Origin of the sequence: Chryseobacterium sp. JV558 (assembly GCF_033712365.1) — a bacterium.
Classification (GTDB): Bacteria; Bacteroidota; Bacteroidia; order Flavobacteriales; family Weeksellaceae; genus Chryseobacterium.
Genome location: NZ_WJHU01000001.1, coordinates 242730 through 258424 on the forward strand (window position 1 = coordinate 242730; position 15695 = coordinate 258424).

Here is a 15695-nt window from a genome sequence, read left to right on the forward strand (position 1 = left end):
AAGAAAAATGAGCAAATTATTTATTGCAGGCGAAGTCTTCCATGGTGCAGGAAGTCTTGACGAATTAAAAAATATTCAGGGTAAAAAAGCCGTTATTGTAACAGGTGGAAGTTCCATGAGAAAAAGTGGAACTCTTGACAAAGCGGTAGCGTATCTTAATGAAGCAGGAATCGAAACACAGATTTTTGAAGGAGTAGAAGAAGATCCTTCATCAGCTACCTGTCTGAAAGGTGCAGAGGTAATGAATACATTTCAGCCTGACTGGATTATCGGTTTAGGAGGATGTTCGGCAATTGATGCTGCAAAAATCATGTGGGTATTTTACGAATATCCTGAGGTTGAATTTGATGCTTTGATTAAACCTTTCACAGTTCCGGTTCTGAGAAATAAAGCTAAGTTTATCGCTATTCCTTCTACAAGCGGAACTGGAACTGAAACTACGGGTCTTGCGGTAATTACCGACAGAGAAAAAGGAGTGAAATACCCTGTTGTTTCTTACGAATTGACACCGGATATCGCGATTATTGATGGAGAAATCTGCGCTTCAATGCCAGCTCATGTGACGTCCAATACAGGACTTGATGCTTTAACACACTGTGTGGAAGCTTATGTTTCAAATATTGACAATAACATTGCAGATGCTTTGTCTAAAGGTGGTTTGGAGATTGTTTTTGATAACCTTAAAGAGGCAGTAGAAAATCCGGGGAATATTCAGGCCCGTCAGAATATGCATGATGCATCGTTTATGGCTGGTTTAGCTTTCAACAATGCATGGCTGGGAATTGTACACTCTCTGTCTCACCAGGTAGGAGCCTTGTATGGAATTCCTCATGGAGCTTCAAACGCTATTTTTCTTCCGAATGTGATCCGTTATAATGCGCTGGCTACAGAACGTTATCCTGATCTTGCAAGAGTAATTGGGAAAGAAACTACTGAAGAACTGGCTCAGGCTATTGAGACATTACGTTCCGAAGTCAACAATCAGTCAGCGATCAAAGATTTCGGAATTTCAAGAGAAGATTGGGATAAAAACCTTGACTATATTACAGCCAATGCTCTGGCAGACCCTTGTACAGGTTTTAACCCGAGAGTTCCTGTTTTAGAAGAATTGAAAGCTATTTACAACGCTTGTTATGAAGGTGTTGTGTATGCAGAAGAAGTTGTTGCAGGTTAATCTTTTGTCATCATCAATGCAATGATGTTCAATGAACTGTTGCTTATATAGAAAAAGAGAACTCATTTGAGTTCTCTTTTTTTTAGTTATTCAATTATTTAACCATCATCTTAATGGAATATTTATTTTCCTTTATTGTAAATGAGTTCAAAGCTGGGGTTTCTTGCATAAGATACGGTGAGCTGATCATCGGTAAGCTTTTTAATCAGTAATGTATCAATGTCGTTCGAAACCTGGCGTATACCTTCAGTATGATACCATACAAAAAGTGTATCATGAGAAACCTTCCATTGATCATATAATAAAGTATGGATATTTAATGAAGATGCAACACCATTCTCTTTAAGTTCAAAACCTTGTTTCTCATTTTCCTGGCCTGGAATAGGCTGTAACCATTTTCCTGCAAGTTTAGTTTTCAAAGAATTTTGGTCTTCAGAGGTATCTGTGTGTACTTTTGAATTTTTATTCTGAGTTGAAGGATTACATGATACTAAAATTCCGAGGATAATTACTGAAATAGTTTTTTTCATGATGTCAAAAAATATTAAGTTCATTTATTTTGTAAATATTAATTTATCTTGAAGTGCATTGCAAACTTAAGTCATCTATTTTCTTATAAACCCCGATAAGTGTAGTTTTATATCGCTGATTTTGTAGATTAATGATTGCAGTTTTTTTGAATTTAGCTATAACCGAATTTTTTGGCAGCCTGATTATTTAACTATAATCTTAAGGGTTTCCCTATGGTCATTTTCATAAAGAATACTCATGATGTAAGTTCCTTTGCTATACGCTGAAAAATCTATTTTTGTATCATTCACATGAAGATTCTTCCAATCGGCAATTTTTCTTTGTGCCATATCATAAATAATGATGTCTTTCATTTTTTCTTTACTGCTGATATAACAAAAATCTGTAACAGGATTCGGATAAAACGTAAGTTCAGGCTTTACGTTAGGATTCATTGCTCCGAGTGAACCAATAGTAATTATTTTAGTAAAGGTTTCTGAACAGGAGTTTTTGTTGGCCGTAAGTGTAACCGTATAATTTCCCGGGGAAGTATATTGGTGAGCCGGATTCAAAGATGAATCAGTAGTGCCGTCTCCAAAATTCCACAATACTGAGGTCTGATTGGTAGAATGATTGGTGAAATTCACCGTTGTTCCATTAATTCCTGCTGTAAAATCTGCATGAAGGTGGAACGCATTACTGTTCCATTGTGCAGGATTATTGAAAAAAACCTGATCTGCAATATTCTGAAAACTTTCGGCAGTGTTCTGTGGTAATCCGTTATAAAAAGTAGATGGAAAGACATGATCCTGGAAAATTGCTGAATACATGGAAGCTGCCACAAGATAACTTCCTTTCGGTCCCGGATGAATATCATTGTATGATCCGTGAAGAGCAAGATCCTGAGTAGTATTGTAATAATTCCTTGCAGATTCACCGGCAGGAACCATTTCCACCTGCATTAGATTAGACATCTTAGTAATGGAATCCTTTATTTTTTGCTGAATGGTAAAATAGGTGTTGTATTCATTGGCAGAAGGGACTCCATAGGGAATTTCATAGAGAAATATTTTAGAACACGGGCTGTACTTTCGGATAGAATCCCTGATCTTGCGGCCACGTTCAGCGGTAACGGCTACAGGAAAAGAATAACCTGGGGATTCAGCACTTCCAGGCTGTAGGATAACATACTTATAATTCTTAGATCTTATTTTCTGATACAGTGACGCATCATCTACGTGATTTACAAAACCGGTTCCCCCCGGAGTATGCGTTGTTATAGAAACATTTTTTCCTTTTGAAGCTGCTATATTTTTAAATATTTCAGGCATGTCATTAAAGTACGTGATACTGTTTCCTATAAACAGAACCTCATCGGATTGGGAGTATGATAAGACTGAAAATCCGATACATAGTAAAAAGAGTAGTTTTTTTATCATATATTATTTTTTTTGGATTGAAATTAAAAAAAAGGTACCTGCAGAAAACCACTTATCTTGCAGGTACGCAATACAAACGACGATTAAAAAATGTTTTTTTTAAAATATAGATTGATATACATTTTATCTTTTTTGAACGGTAATTCTTGTAAAAGGTACCTGCAGTAAATCACTTATACTGCAGATACACTACTAAAAATGATTAAAAATTGTGTTTTATGATATTGTTCTTATCTTTTTTATATAATATGAATTACTTGTTGATTGTATTTTAATAATCGATTAAAAAAGTACCTGCAGGCAGTAATAATCTTCCGCAGGTACACGGTACACTAATTATTACAACTATTTCTTGATTAGTTTTGTATTATAAGTCGTCTTATCATCCGTTATGGTGATGACATACATTCCTTTGATCAGTGAAGCAACGTTGATTCTCTGCCCGTCCAGTTTTCCTCCCTGAACAAGTCTTCCGTCTGCACTGTAGATTTTGTAATCCGCTTTGCCTTTCAGGTTTTTCACTTCTACAAATGTATCTGCAGGATTAGGATAAATTTCAATATCAGATGATGATTGAGTTGATTCTTTTACCCCAAGAGCAGCGCTGATCTTTACAGAAAAATCCCATACTGAACCACGAGACAAAACACCGCCTCCGTTTACATTTACAGATGGGCTTGTACATGAATCATCTGAAGCATTGAAAAATCCGCTGGCGACTCTCATTCTTAATGTTTTGTCACCATTATAAGCATCAGCCGGAACAGCAAATGCAAAGCTGCCCTGATGTCTTGCATTGGCATTAGGAATAGCTCCATCAATACCTATTCTTTCTGAATCTTCAAATACTCCGTTTCTGTTGTAATCAATCCACACCTGTACCCAATCCATCCAATCCGGATAATCGGCACCATCACGGTTAGCGTATACGATATAATTCAGATTATACTGAGCGCCCTGGGTAAGCTGGATCAGTTTTGCAGGATCTTCAGAATAATCTTTATAAGCATGCTGAACGGTAGTTCCGTTGCCCGCTAAATCCACATTGGCCAGAGTTACCCTTAATATACCACTGAAAAGGTCCATATTTGTTGTGTTTCCTCCTGTAGTCATCAGGCAGTAATCATACCCGGTGCGTAATCCTTTTGTTTTAAAATTATAAACTGGTGAAAACCCTCCGGGAACATTATTGATCACAGATGCAACACGAACTTCATAAGAGGTTTCATCTTCAAGATTATTTAATAGTACAGAACTAACCTGACTGGCAGCATTAGACCAGTTTGCGGTTCCCACTTTTCTGTAGTTCACAGAATAGGTCGCTCCCGGTACATGGTTCCATGAAACGGTTGCTGAGGTTTTTAATATATCATTCTCAAAGGCAGCAAGACCTGTTGGAGGATTGTTTAAAGAAGCGGGAGCATTTCCTACACTCACTGTAGGGGAAACAGCATAAAATATATTTCCTACCGCTGAAATTCTCAGCTTAATATTTCCCTGCAGCACCGCGGGCATCTGTATTTCAAAACTACCGTCATTAGGAGTTGAAGCTACCAGTTCTGTCCATGCTGATCCATTATTTAAATCAGTTGTATATTCAATTTTTACATTGGCTGTGTTGTATGGAGCGAGGTTTGTGTTGGCAACATCCCAGGAAATAGTATTGGTTGCATTGTTATACAGAGTAGAAGAAGCGGTTAATCCTTTAAATTTGAAAGGCCCGTCATTTCCAACAGTTACTGTATTTTCAGCAGAAATAGTCAGCGGTCTGTTCGGGTTGTTATCACGTACAGATACAGCATAATGTAAAACTCTCGGAATATAGGAAACCGTTTCCCACGTGTCTTTATTAGTCAGTTTCCCACTCATCACAATAGGGAGACTTGGGAAATATCTTCTTCCGGAAGCAACAGCAGGATAAGAACGGGTGAGAGATCCTTCAGGATTAAAGCCCCAGCCGCTGTCTCCTGATATTGAGCTTGTAGACCCTACGCTGTCATACTGTTCCCAGTTATAGGTAAACTGATCTCCATTGGCATCTACAGCGTTAGCATCCAGATAATACGCTGTCCCTTTAGGAATATTATAAGAAATAAGTGGTGTAATGGCAGGTGCATTATTGTTGGCGATGTTTTGAGCCACTCCGCACCCAACTTTACCTTCAAGGTTGGTAAGAATCTGGTTGATGGATGAATAATGAAAATAAGCATCACTGTTCATCTGAACATTATTGGCTGTAATCCCGGCATATGCCATAATAGTTGTTCCTCCTCCTGGCTCCACATTAACACCTGAACTCTCAGTAACCGTAGAATAGGTATGGTTTCCTCCAAGCTGGTGCCCCATTTCATGAGCTACATAATCAATATCAAATGTGTCTCCCATCGGATTCTGGTTTTGAGTAAAGGCTGAACCTTTACCTAGTGGCTTTGCAACTGTTGGATCAGTACATATACAGCCAATACATCCAGCATTTCCGTTTCCTCCAGCTGCATTAAATACATGCCCGATATCATAATTGGCATTGCCTACCTGAGCAGTTAAGGTCTGTTGCAGTTGACCATTTAAGTCATTCGTATAAGGATCATTAGCGGGATTGGCATAGATAATATTGGGAAGATTCTGTATATTCAGGTGAATGGCAAATTCTTTCTCAAAAACACCGTTTACACGAGTCATGGTATTATTCATCTGGGCAAGAGCTCCTGCAACGCCTCCAAAAAGGGCTGTATATTCACCTGTCACAGATAAAGCCAGTCTGTAAGTCCTGTACATGGATGCAGCAGGTCTTCCTGTAATATTGATTCCTGCAAGTTTGTTTTTTCCTGCTTCTCTTAGAGAGTGAAAGTCCTGTTCTTTTTTACCTTCCATGCAGGTAAACCCTTGTTCAGAATCTGTTCTCTGCGTTTTATAAAACACGCCATAGGTCTTTTTATCTGCGGTAACAGGTTCTATAAATTGGAATTTACCGTCCTTGATAACCATAGACTGTATTTCTGTAGGAGATGTGCTGAATCTTACATATTTGGCAGGATCATCAATCCCAACGCCTACATAAGATCCTAATCCGTATTTTTCAGCCAATGATTTTTCCATTACCGGATTGCTGTATACCGCAAACTTTTCTACGGTTCCTTCTGCTGTAGGTAATTGAATCGTTACTGCTTTTGCATTAGCGCCTGTTTCCTCTGCGTTTTTTAATAACTGAATTAAAGTAGTAATATCAGTTTTGTAAGCATATTGAATTTTTACCTCTCTTCGGATTTCAGATACTTTCTGTGAAGCAGGTTCCCACTTTTGGGCATTGGAAAGACAGAAGCCTGATATCAAAAATAATGATAATAGAGTTTTTCTCATTTTAAAAAATTAGGTATTTAACAAGAGTATTTTGATGAATGAAATATAATATTCCGGTTTTCAAAAGTAATTGCTAATTTTGTATTACAAACAATGTTGTTTTGCGATTTTCCTATATTGTGTATGTAATACGTATGTATTTTAGATCATGTGGTAATAGTGTAGTGTTAATATTGCATTTTTATTTTGAAAATATTATGATGAAAAAACTAACTATTTTATTCCTTTTAATTTCTTCCTTTTTCTATTCACAGCATACAGAAGAAGAGCTAAAGAATGTATTGTTTGATATAGACTATTCTACTGCCGGCCCCAAAGAAATAGAAAAGATTGACAGTCTTATTAAGGTTTGCAATAAAGACTCGTACAATGATTGTGTCGCCTTAGGATATCTTAAGATTGCGAATATCTATGATAAAATGAATGATACAAAGAAATCTTTTCATTATATCAATAAAGTAGAAAAAGACAATCTCATCAATTCAGATACCGACTTTGAAGTCATTTTTTATCTCCATATGCAAAAATCTTTTTTGTACCAGAAATTAGGTGAAAGAGTTACTGCTTATAAGCAATTGGATGAAATCTATGATGAAGCAATGAAAACAGGTAACGCTTATTTTATTTATCTGGTCAACAGGCAATATGCTGATAAATTTGTTGAAACTAATAAAGAGCTCTCATTAAAGTATAGTAAAATTGCCTATAAATTTTCAAAAATCTACAGAGACAATAAAGGTAACCACTACCGGATAGATAAAAACAGATTGTGCAACAGTTATAAAACCTCTGCTTATCTTGCAGGTGCATATATTGACCTTGATAAATTGGATTCTGCCAAGATTTATATTGAAGAAGCCATTCAGAACGAAAAAAAGGTGGATGATATTGGTTTGAAGTATGTTACTTCTCTGTTTGCGGGAAGATACTTCAGAATAGTTAAAAATGTTGAACAAGCCCAACACTATTTGTGGATCTCCAAAAATATTGCGAAAAATTACTATAAAAGCGAGAACTATCAAATTGCGGTGGGAGATGAGCTTAATGCTTTATATGAGAGTATTGGCCAAAAAGATAGTATTGGTTACTATTCTAACTGGCTGGTGGAAATAGAGGCTGTAAACCGTGAACAAAATCAAACGCTGAATGATAATGTAGATAAACAGGATGAATTAGAAAATATCAACAGAAAAAAGGAAACAAATGGGCTTTTTTTCATTTTATCAGTAAGCATTGCGGCATGTATTCTCTTTATCTTCCTTTTCCTGTATTATTATAGAAAGCACAAAAGTAAAAACCTGGACAAAATTGATATACCTCATCAATTACCGGTACAGGAGAGTATTTTTAAGGAAGTGATACAGCTTGCCAAAGAAAACAATCCTGAGTTTATGACCCGTTTCCTTGAATACAGTCCGCGTTTTTCAGAAGAGCTGTTAAAAGTTTCTCTTTTAAAAATATCGGAAATAAGGTTCTGTGCTTATATCTATCTGAATTTTTCTACCAAAGAGATTGCAGATTATACATTTACCTCAGTGAGAACAGTGCAGACGAAAAAGTATAATCTAAGAAAAAAGCTGAATATTCCCGGTGATATGGACATCTACGTTTGGTTCTCCAAATTATTGAAATAAAGCCCATTTGCTTTTGATATTATGAGTTGTGATATGTGTATATTTTTAATTATGATGTAGTTATGATAAAAAAATTATCTTTTTTGTTTTTCCTGATTTCTTCTTTGTTTTATGCACAGCAGACTGAAAGAGAACTAAAAAATATGATATTTGATATAGAGTTTTCTACTGCAGGGCAAAAAGAGATGCAGAAAATTGACAGTCTTATTAAGGTCTGTCAAAAAAAACATTATAATGACTGTGTTGCGTTAGGATATCTTAAAATTGCAAATATCTACAACCGGAACAGTGATATGAAGAAGTCTTTTTATTACACTGATAAAGTGGAAAAGGAGGGTCTCATCAATTCAGATACTGATTTTGAAGTTATATTTTATCTCCATCTTCAAAGATCCTTATTGTATCAGAAATTAGGAGAAAGAGTCACCTCTCTGAAACAATTGGACGAAATGTATGATGACGTGATGGAAACCAATAATGCTTATTTTATTTATCTGATCAATTGGCAGTATGCCGGAATTTATAATGAAACTAATAAAAAAGAACTGGCATTAAAACATTACAAAACAGCCTACAAATATTCTAAAATTTACAGAGAAAACAAAGATAACCGCTATCGGATAGACAAGAACAGGTTAAGCAACAGTTATAAAACCTCACCTTATCTGGGGGGAATGTATCTTGAACTCAATAAGCCTGATTCTGCAAAAATCTATATTGAGGAAGCTATTCAGAATGAAAAAAAGATAGATGAAATAGGAATACGGTATATTACCTCTTATTTTGCTGCCAGGTATTTTAAATCCATCAAGAAAATTCCGGAAGCTCAGCATTATTTATGGATCTGTAAAAATATCGCGAATAACTATTATAAAAGCGAAAACTATCAAAAGTCGGCAGCAACAGAGCTTAAGAATCTGTATGAAAGCACGGGGCAGAAAGACAGTATTGCCTATTATTCCAATTGGCTGTTGGATATAGAGTCTTCCAATAGCAGGCAAAATCAAACATTGAATGATCATGTGGACAAACAGAATGAATTAGAAAATACCAACAGAAAGAAGGAAACAAAGGGGCTTTTTTTTATTCTGTCATTGAGTATTGTTGTGTGCCTTCTCTTTATCTTCCTTTTCCTGTACTACTATAGAAAGCATAAAAGTAAAAACCTGGACAAAATTGATGTACCTCATCAATTACCGGTACAGGAGAGTATTTTTAAGGAAGTGATAGAGCTTGCCAAAGAAAACAATCCTGAGTTTTTGACCCGTTTCAATGAATATTATCCCCGTTTTTCAGAAGAGCTATTGAAAGTTTTTCCTTTAAAAATATCGGAAATAAGATTCTGCGCTTACATCTATTTGAATTTTTCTACCAAAGAGATTGCAGATTACACGTTTACTTCCGTGAGAACGGTGCAGACCAAAAAGTATAATCTAAGGAAAAAGCTGAATATTCCCAGTGATATGGACATCTATATATGGTTTTCTAAATTATTGAAATAGAGACTGAAGATATCTGTAAAAAAACAAAGGCTATTCCATCAATGAAATAACCTTTGTGGTCAATGTGAAAAAGTATAAATTGTTTTGAATTTAAAATTTTAAAAAGTACCTGCAGGGAAATAACACGCAACCTGCAGGTACACGATTTCCTAATTATTAAAAACTATTTTTGATTCTGAATAAATAGGTGTTATTTTTTGATCGCTTTTATTGTTTTTACAGTTCCGTCCGTCATTTTTAAAGTAATGAAATACAGTCCTGATTTTAAATCATTCAAATACATCTGAGATGTGGGTTTTTCAATGGTTTTAACAGATTTTCCTGAAGCATCCAGAACCGAAACCGACTTCACTTTTGAAATGTCAGAAATGGTAATGGTATCATTGAATGGATTAGGAAATACTGTAATATTGTTTTTGCTGTTCACAACTTCATGAGTTGATAATAGGCTGTCGTCATATGCTGAAATCTGAAATTCTCCGTTATCTGTGTTGGAGTCATACTTCCATACACTTACATACAGTGTGTTTCCTGGAGTCTGGCCTGTTAATGAAATCATAGAAAAAAAATCCTCGCCACTGTCATCATCACAGTCAATTTCTGTTAAAGAACCGCAAGAACCGCTATAAACCGTAAGTACAGAATCATCAAATGAAGATCCTGCAGTTTCCCTTATTTCCAGCGTTAAGTTTCCGCTTGCAGGAACGACTACCTTGAACCAGACATTTTCAACAGCATCAGGATTGCAAGAAGGAAGATTGCCATCTGTTGTAGCACTTGTATTGTTGGTTGTAATAGCTGCTGAAGCAAAGTTTGTTCCTACAGTCAGGGATGTTGCTCCTGAGCAGTTGTCATTTTGTGCCCTTACCAATATGGCGGCAAATAAAAATACATAGGGTAATAAATTTTTCATAATAATTAATAGAGTTTTAAGTGGTTATCTGATTAGATTTTATAATGAGTTATTGTTTTAAATTTTGATCAATTTTCTGTCTTATAGCAAAAGCATAGAATAATTTTCGGGGCAAAAGTAATTGCTAAATCTGTAATTTAAATGGTGTTTAATTGTATTTTTGTAATATTGTGTATGTGATACGTAGGTGGTTTGAGTGGTATGGTAGAAGGATAGTATTAATATTGTATTTCAGATTACGAATAAGCCATGACACAAAAGCTGACCTTCTTGTTTTTTTTAATTTCCTCATTTTTTTATTCGCAGCAAACGAAAGAAGAACTAAAAAGTATCCTGTTTGATATTGAGTTTTGTACTGCAGGATCAAAAGAGATACATGAAATTGACAGTATTGTTACCATTTGCAGAAAGTATTCTTATTATGATGGTGTAGCATTGGGCTACCTTAAAATAGCCAACATATACAATAAAAATAATGAGGTGAAAAAAGCATTTCATTATATTGATAAAGTGGATAAAGAAGGCCTGATTAATGAAGAATCAGACTTTGAAATCGTTTTATATCAGCATATGATTAAATCTATGCTTTATTATAACCTGGGAGAAAGGGTTACGGCCTTTGGCCTTCTGGATGAAATCTATGAAGAGACAATAAAGCAAAAAAATGCGTATTACACTTATCTGATCAATTGGCAGTACGCGGGGTTTTATAATGAAATGAATCTAAGGGAAAAAGCACTGGAAAAAATAAAAATCGCTTATAAATATTCAAAAATATACAGAGAAAATAAAAATCACAGATATAAAATTCACAAAGCACAGCTGAGCTGGAGCTTGATGACCACCTCTTACCTGGCTGCAATATATATTGATATGGGCAGGCTTGATCTGGCAAAAGGTTATATTCAAGAATCCCTTAACGATCTTAAAAAAAATGATAATAAAAGTTTAATATATTTTAATCTGTTCAATGCAGCAAAATATTATAGAGCTGTTAAAGATTTCAAAAGTGCCCGGCATTATCTGTGGATCTGTAAAAAAATTGCGGGACATCATTTTAAAGATGAATTTCATCAAAAGTCTGTAGCCAAAGAATTGAAGAGTTTGTATGAAGAAATGAAGGAAAAAGACAGTACAGCGTACTATGTAAATCAGTTATTGGACATTCAAACGGCAAAAGAAAAACAAAATCAGGTCCTAAAAGATATCATTGATAAAAAAGATGAGGCAGAGGAAAAAAATGGAAAAAAACTAACACACGGCCTTATGTTTATTTTATTTGTCAGCGGAGTAATAGGTGTTCTTTTTATATTCCTGTTCTTGCACTATTACAAAAAATATAAAAGTAAAAACCTGGATAAAATAGATATACCACACAAATTACCGGTACAGGAGTGTATTTTTAAAGAAGTAATACAGCTTGCTAAAGAAAATAACCCTGAGTTCCTGATCCGTTTCAATGAATACTGCCCCCATTTTTCGGATAAGCTCCTTACAATTTCAGATTTAAAAATTACGGAAATACGATTTTGCGCCTACATATACCTGAATTTTTCTACAAAAGAAATTGCAGAATACACATTTACCTCAGTAAGGACCGTACAAACCAAAAAATATTATATCAGGAAAAAATTGAATATTTCCGGTGATATAGATATTTATGTGTGGTTTTCCAGATTGTTGAAATAAAGAATAATAGATATCAAAATAAAAGAGACTATTTCACTTAGGAAATAGTCTCTTTTATTTAAATTAACATCCTGTCAATACTACTCATTTATTTTTTATGGTGGAAATATGAATACATTTTTGTCCATTAAAATCTGCAAGTTCAATGTTGCTGATCATTTCAACATAGACCCTGGTGGTGGTATCATTAAACTGGTATCCTTCAATAAATACAGGTCTGTCATTAGGAAGATTGCTCTGCTCATTAAGCATTTCCAATGATAAACTATCAGGATATCCTGCATTTTTTTTAAACTTGATCTCTATTAAACCTTTATCAGCCAGATAATCGAACTTTTTTAAGTGGGCAGGAAGGCTTGCCTTGGTTTTAAAAACATTTACTTTTTCAATACTGCTTTTGTAAAGATCAAACATGCTGGCAGTTCCCACAGCGTCATTATAAACAGCAAATTGTACACTGCTGTTTTTCTGACCCCAAAGTATGGCTGAAGTAGTAATAAAGAAGAATATATATAATAATTTTTTCATAATAAAAATAGAGGTTTAAATGTCTAATGATTGATTGTGGAAGATGGGGTTAATTTCTGTTTTTTACTACAATCCATCCCGTATATTTTATCGGAGTTTGTTTTGTGTTGTTTTCATTCCAGCCCATATCAAACCAGTAAGTTCCGGTAGGTACTTTTTTACCATCCATGGCTCCATCCCATTTGTATCCGTTTAACTTACTTCCTACATGAAGCTTACTTCCATATCTGTCATAAATACTAAATGTGAAATTGTTTTTATTTGCCAAAGCAGAATAATCAAGGACATCATTGATCCCATCACCATTCGGTGTGATGATGTTGATCAGATTAGGAACAGTAATTTCTACCTGTATAGGAACGCAGTTGTATGAATCCTTTACATAGAAAGTATGGCTTCCACGGGATATATTGGTAAATACATTTTCATTCTGCCAGTTGATATTATCCATGGAATATTGATAAGGTGCTGTTCCTGCAATTACGTCTAAAGTAACCGTATTATTGTTAATGTTAACATTCAAAATGACAGGGTTTTCAGAAGCATATACCTTCACTGTTTGTCTGGTGGTGCATTCTCTGGTTTTCAGATCTACCCAATACGTTCCAACCCCTACATTCTTGATGGACTGTGTTGTCGCTCCTGTACTCCATTCATAAGAGGTATAGCCTGATCCTGCATCCAACGTGGTCGTATTTTCCATACAGATAATTTTATCTTTTAATACTTCTGAGTACATAGGAGCAATAACGGTAAGAGTCACTTCTGCAATTCTGTAGCATCCGTTGGTATTGCTTACTTTAATGTAAACCACTCCGTTAGGAGCAATGTAATTGGCTGGAGTAAGAATTTCGTTTGTCCCGTTCTGTGCATCGGTAGGAGAGGGGTAATATTGCTTAATAGTTCCTGGTTGCACATTAACTCCTGCTGTTGTTAAATTAAATGCGCCAAGCATTGGATTAGAGGGCTGGAAACAGGATCTCAGGGCTGCATCTTTGACGATTGGGCTTTCAGAAACGGTTAATGTTAAAGTTACCTGCTCACAATCTGTAAAATCCGGATTGTTTCCACAAAACTTATAAACAATAGTATCAGTACCCAGATAACCGAAGTTTGGGATATAATTAATCACTCCTGCTGCATCAATGGTAGCTGTCCCGTTTGTGGGAGGAGTATTAATAGTTACCGTACTCGGAACATAAGTTTGGGTAGAATTGGTAAATTCTGGTACGATAGTCTGGTGTCCTTCACAAACAGTAACTGTCTTTGTAGACTCCTGAAGACATGTATATACTTTATAAACCGGGGTAGTTGCGGGTGGGCAAGTACTTACTGCAATTTTTACTGTATAATTCCCTGAAACCAATGGAGTATGAGTATTGGTATTAGCTCCAGTAATAGGGTTTCCGTTCAGGAACCATTGGTAGGTGTCGTAGCTGTCATTTACCTCCAGTACAATACCCGGAATACAATCTCCTGTTTTTTTTGAAATCAGTGGGATAGAAGAGAAACCAGCAAAATAACCTCCGTATCCGGATGTGCTGTAACCACCGTTAATACCTGCTGTTACAGCTTTATCAGAAACCACTGTTATATTTCCGGTAATAGATGGGATAGCATACGTCACCCAGCTGCTATTTCCTGTCAATGCGAAAGGCCCTTCTGTAGCGGTGGGGGAATTTCCGTTTATCGTTACATTAGCTCCTGTTTCCGTTAAAATATTCAGTTTTACAACAGCTCCTGTTGGGACGGTACTTGTTACTCCTGGCCCCGTTGGCATTTCGTTGATTTTTCCAATTTCTTCAATTTTTCGGGGTAAAAAACAGTTCAATGGTGGGATGTAGTTGAAACCACAGGTTGCACTGCTATTATTCACGGAAACCAACTGATATAAATAGACATTTTTTGAAGTCGTAATGAACATATTAAAGTGTCCGGAATTTCCCTGCTGAACATAGTTGCTTCCTAAAATTCTATAAAATTCCCCACTGTTGATGGTTGCAATAGGAGTGTTAGAGCCATTAACGAATATTTGGGTATTGTTTTCAGTTCCTACGATGATACCACCTTCAAGATCTGGATTGGTAGATCTTGTTCTTACCATAGCAAAAGTACTTCCAAGTCTTTCTGTAGGTACCGATTGATCAAGAATCGCATCTGATCCCATACTGGTATTGCTTCCAAAATTTCCATTGACATTTCCGTTGGTAAGTGTAATTGGTTTATCTGAAACAATTTTAGCTCCAATAAAAGTCGATAGGTTTTGACCTCCCACTCCCGGACCTCCTGCAAAAATAAAAGATTGTCCTTTGTTAAGAGTAATTGTTTGTGAGTGGGCTGCTGGTATTCCTCCAAAAAAAGTTACATTTCCGTTCCATGTAGTAGTGATAACTGTATTATTTTCTGTTGCCAATATACCTGCAGTGAAGTTATATAAAGTTGATGATGCGGTAGTAGGAGTTCCGGCTACATAAAATTCTTTGCCGATCCCAGCTTTTCCTTTACTTGTTATAATTTCAGCGTGTGTAGTATTGCTTACCATTCTTAATGAACAGTAGAATGGTTTGGTTCCTTGTACATATAAACCTTTGTTGATAGTAGTAAAGGCATCTGATTTAACATTAGCGGCTATAATTCCAGCCGGTATTACAAAAGTCTGAGGAGCCCCTTTACTGATGGTTACATTACCAATAGGAACGTTATTGCTGTTAATGGTAACAACAAAAGGAGTTGTAGAGTCGGTAGAAAGATATAATGCCTGCGTATAATTTACAGAGGCGTAATAAGGGGCAAACCAATGGTCTGTGTCTCTTTGAGCCAAAATGGGGATGCCCAATACTAGGAACAATAAACTAAATAAAATGTTCTTCATGCATTGTTGAATTTTGATTCTAAAAATTACGAATTCTTTTTTAAAAAATGATTATGATTCATTTATTAATTTTTTAT

At 35.6% G+C, this 15695-nt stretch carries 10 protein-coding genes; 4 read left to right on the plus strand and 6 right to left on the minus strand.

Features of this window, described 5'->3' with window-relative positions; all coding sequences use genetic code 11:
• Nucleotides 1–7: 7 nt before the first annotated feature.
• Nucleotides 8–1174, plus strand: coding sequence for an iron-containing alcohol dehydrogenase (locus tag GFU89_RS01170; protein WP_318845388.1), 1167 nt, complete (start codon nucleotides 8–10; stop codon nucleotides 1172–1174).
• Between the two features lie 122 nt (nucleotides 1175–1296).
• On the opposite strand, the gene GFU89_RS01175 is transcribed toward GFU89_RS01170, so the two are convergent.
• The 3 genes from GFU89_RS01175 to GFU89_RS01185 all read right to left on the minus strand — a co-directional run bounded on the left by GFU89_RS01175 (nucleotide 1297) and on the right by GFU89_RS01185 (nucleotide 6480).
• Nucleotides 1297–1728: a lipocalin family protein gene (locus GFU89_RS01175; protein ID WP_318845389.1), complete on the minus strand. Its 432-nt coding sequence runs from the start codon at nucleotides 1726–1728 to the stop codon at nucleotides 1297–1299.
• Nucleotides 1729–1887: 159 nt separating this feature from the next.
• On the minus strand, nucleotides 1888–3123 hold the full coding sequence (locus GFU89_RS01180) for a PKD domain-containing protein (protein WP_318845390.1): 1236 nt from the start codon (nucleotides 3121–3123) through the stop codon (nucleotides 1888–1890).
• A 345-nt stretch (nucleotides 3124–3468) separates the two neighbouring features.
• Complete coding sequence (locus tag GFU89_RS01185; RefSeq protein ID WP_318845391.1) at nucleotides 3469–6480, minus strand: reprolysin-like metallopeptidase; 3012 nt, start codon at nucleotides 6478–6480, stop codon at nucleotides 3469–3471.
• A gap of 197 nt (nucleotides 6481–6677) precedes the next feature.
• On the opposite strand from GFU89_RS01185, the gene GFU89_RS01190 reads away from it, so the two are divergent.
• Both GFU89_RS01190 and GFU89_RS01195 read left to right on the plus strand, forming a co-directional pair.
• The gene (locus GFU89_RS01190; RefSeq protein WP_318845392.1) at nucleotides 6678–8114 is read left to right on the plus strand and encodes a LuxR C-terminal-related transcriptional regulator; all 1437 of its coding nucleotides are present in this window, start codon (nucleotides 6678–6680) and stop codon (nucleotides 8112–8114) included.
• A gap of 143 nt (nucleotides 8115–8257) precedes the next feature.
• Nucleotides 8258–9616, plus strand: coding sequence for a helix-turn-helix transcriptional regulator (locus tag GFU89_RS01195; RefSeq protein WP_318845393.1), 1359 nt, complete (start codon nucleotides 8258–8260; stop codon nucleotides 9614–9616).
• 190 nt (nucleotides 9617–9806) lie between these two features.
• On the opposite strand, the gene GFU89_RS01200 is transcribed toward GFU89_RS01195, so the two are convergent.
• Entirely contained in the window at nucleotides 9807–10529 is a 723-nt protein-coding gene (locus GFU89_RS01200) for a T9SS type A sorting domain-containing protein (protein WP_318845394.1), read from the minus strand.
• 270 nt (nucleotides 10530–10799) lie between these two features.
• On the opposite strand from GFU89_RS01200, the gene GFU89_RS01205 reads away from it, so the two are divergent.
• Complete coding sequence (locus GFU89_RS01205; protein ID WP_318845395.1) at nucleotides 10800–12218, plus strand: hypothetical protein; 1419 nt, start codon at nucleotides 10800–10802, stop codon at nucleotides 12216–12218.
• 84 nt (nucleotides 12219–12302) lie between these two features.
• Here GFU89_RS01205 and GFU89_RS01210 read toward each other — a convergent pair whose 3' ends face one another.
• Entirely contained in the window at nucleotides 12303–12746 is a 444-nt protein-coding gene (locus GFU89_RS01210; protein ID WP_318845396.1) for a hypothetical protein, read from the minus strand.
• A gap of 49 nt (nucleotides 12747–12795) precedes the next feature.
• The gene (locus tag GFU89_RS01215) at nucleotides 12796–15618 is read right to left on the minus strand and encodes a T9SS type B sorting domain-containing protein (protein ID WP_318845397.1); all 2823 of its coding nucleotides are present in this window, start codon (nucleotides 15616–15618) and stop codon (nucleotides 12796–12798) included.
• Nucleotides 15619–15695 lie beyond the last annotated feature (77 nt).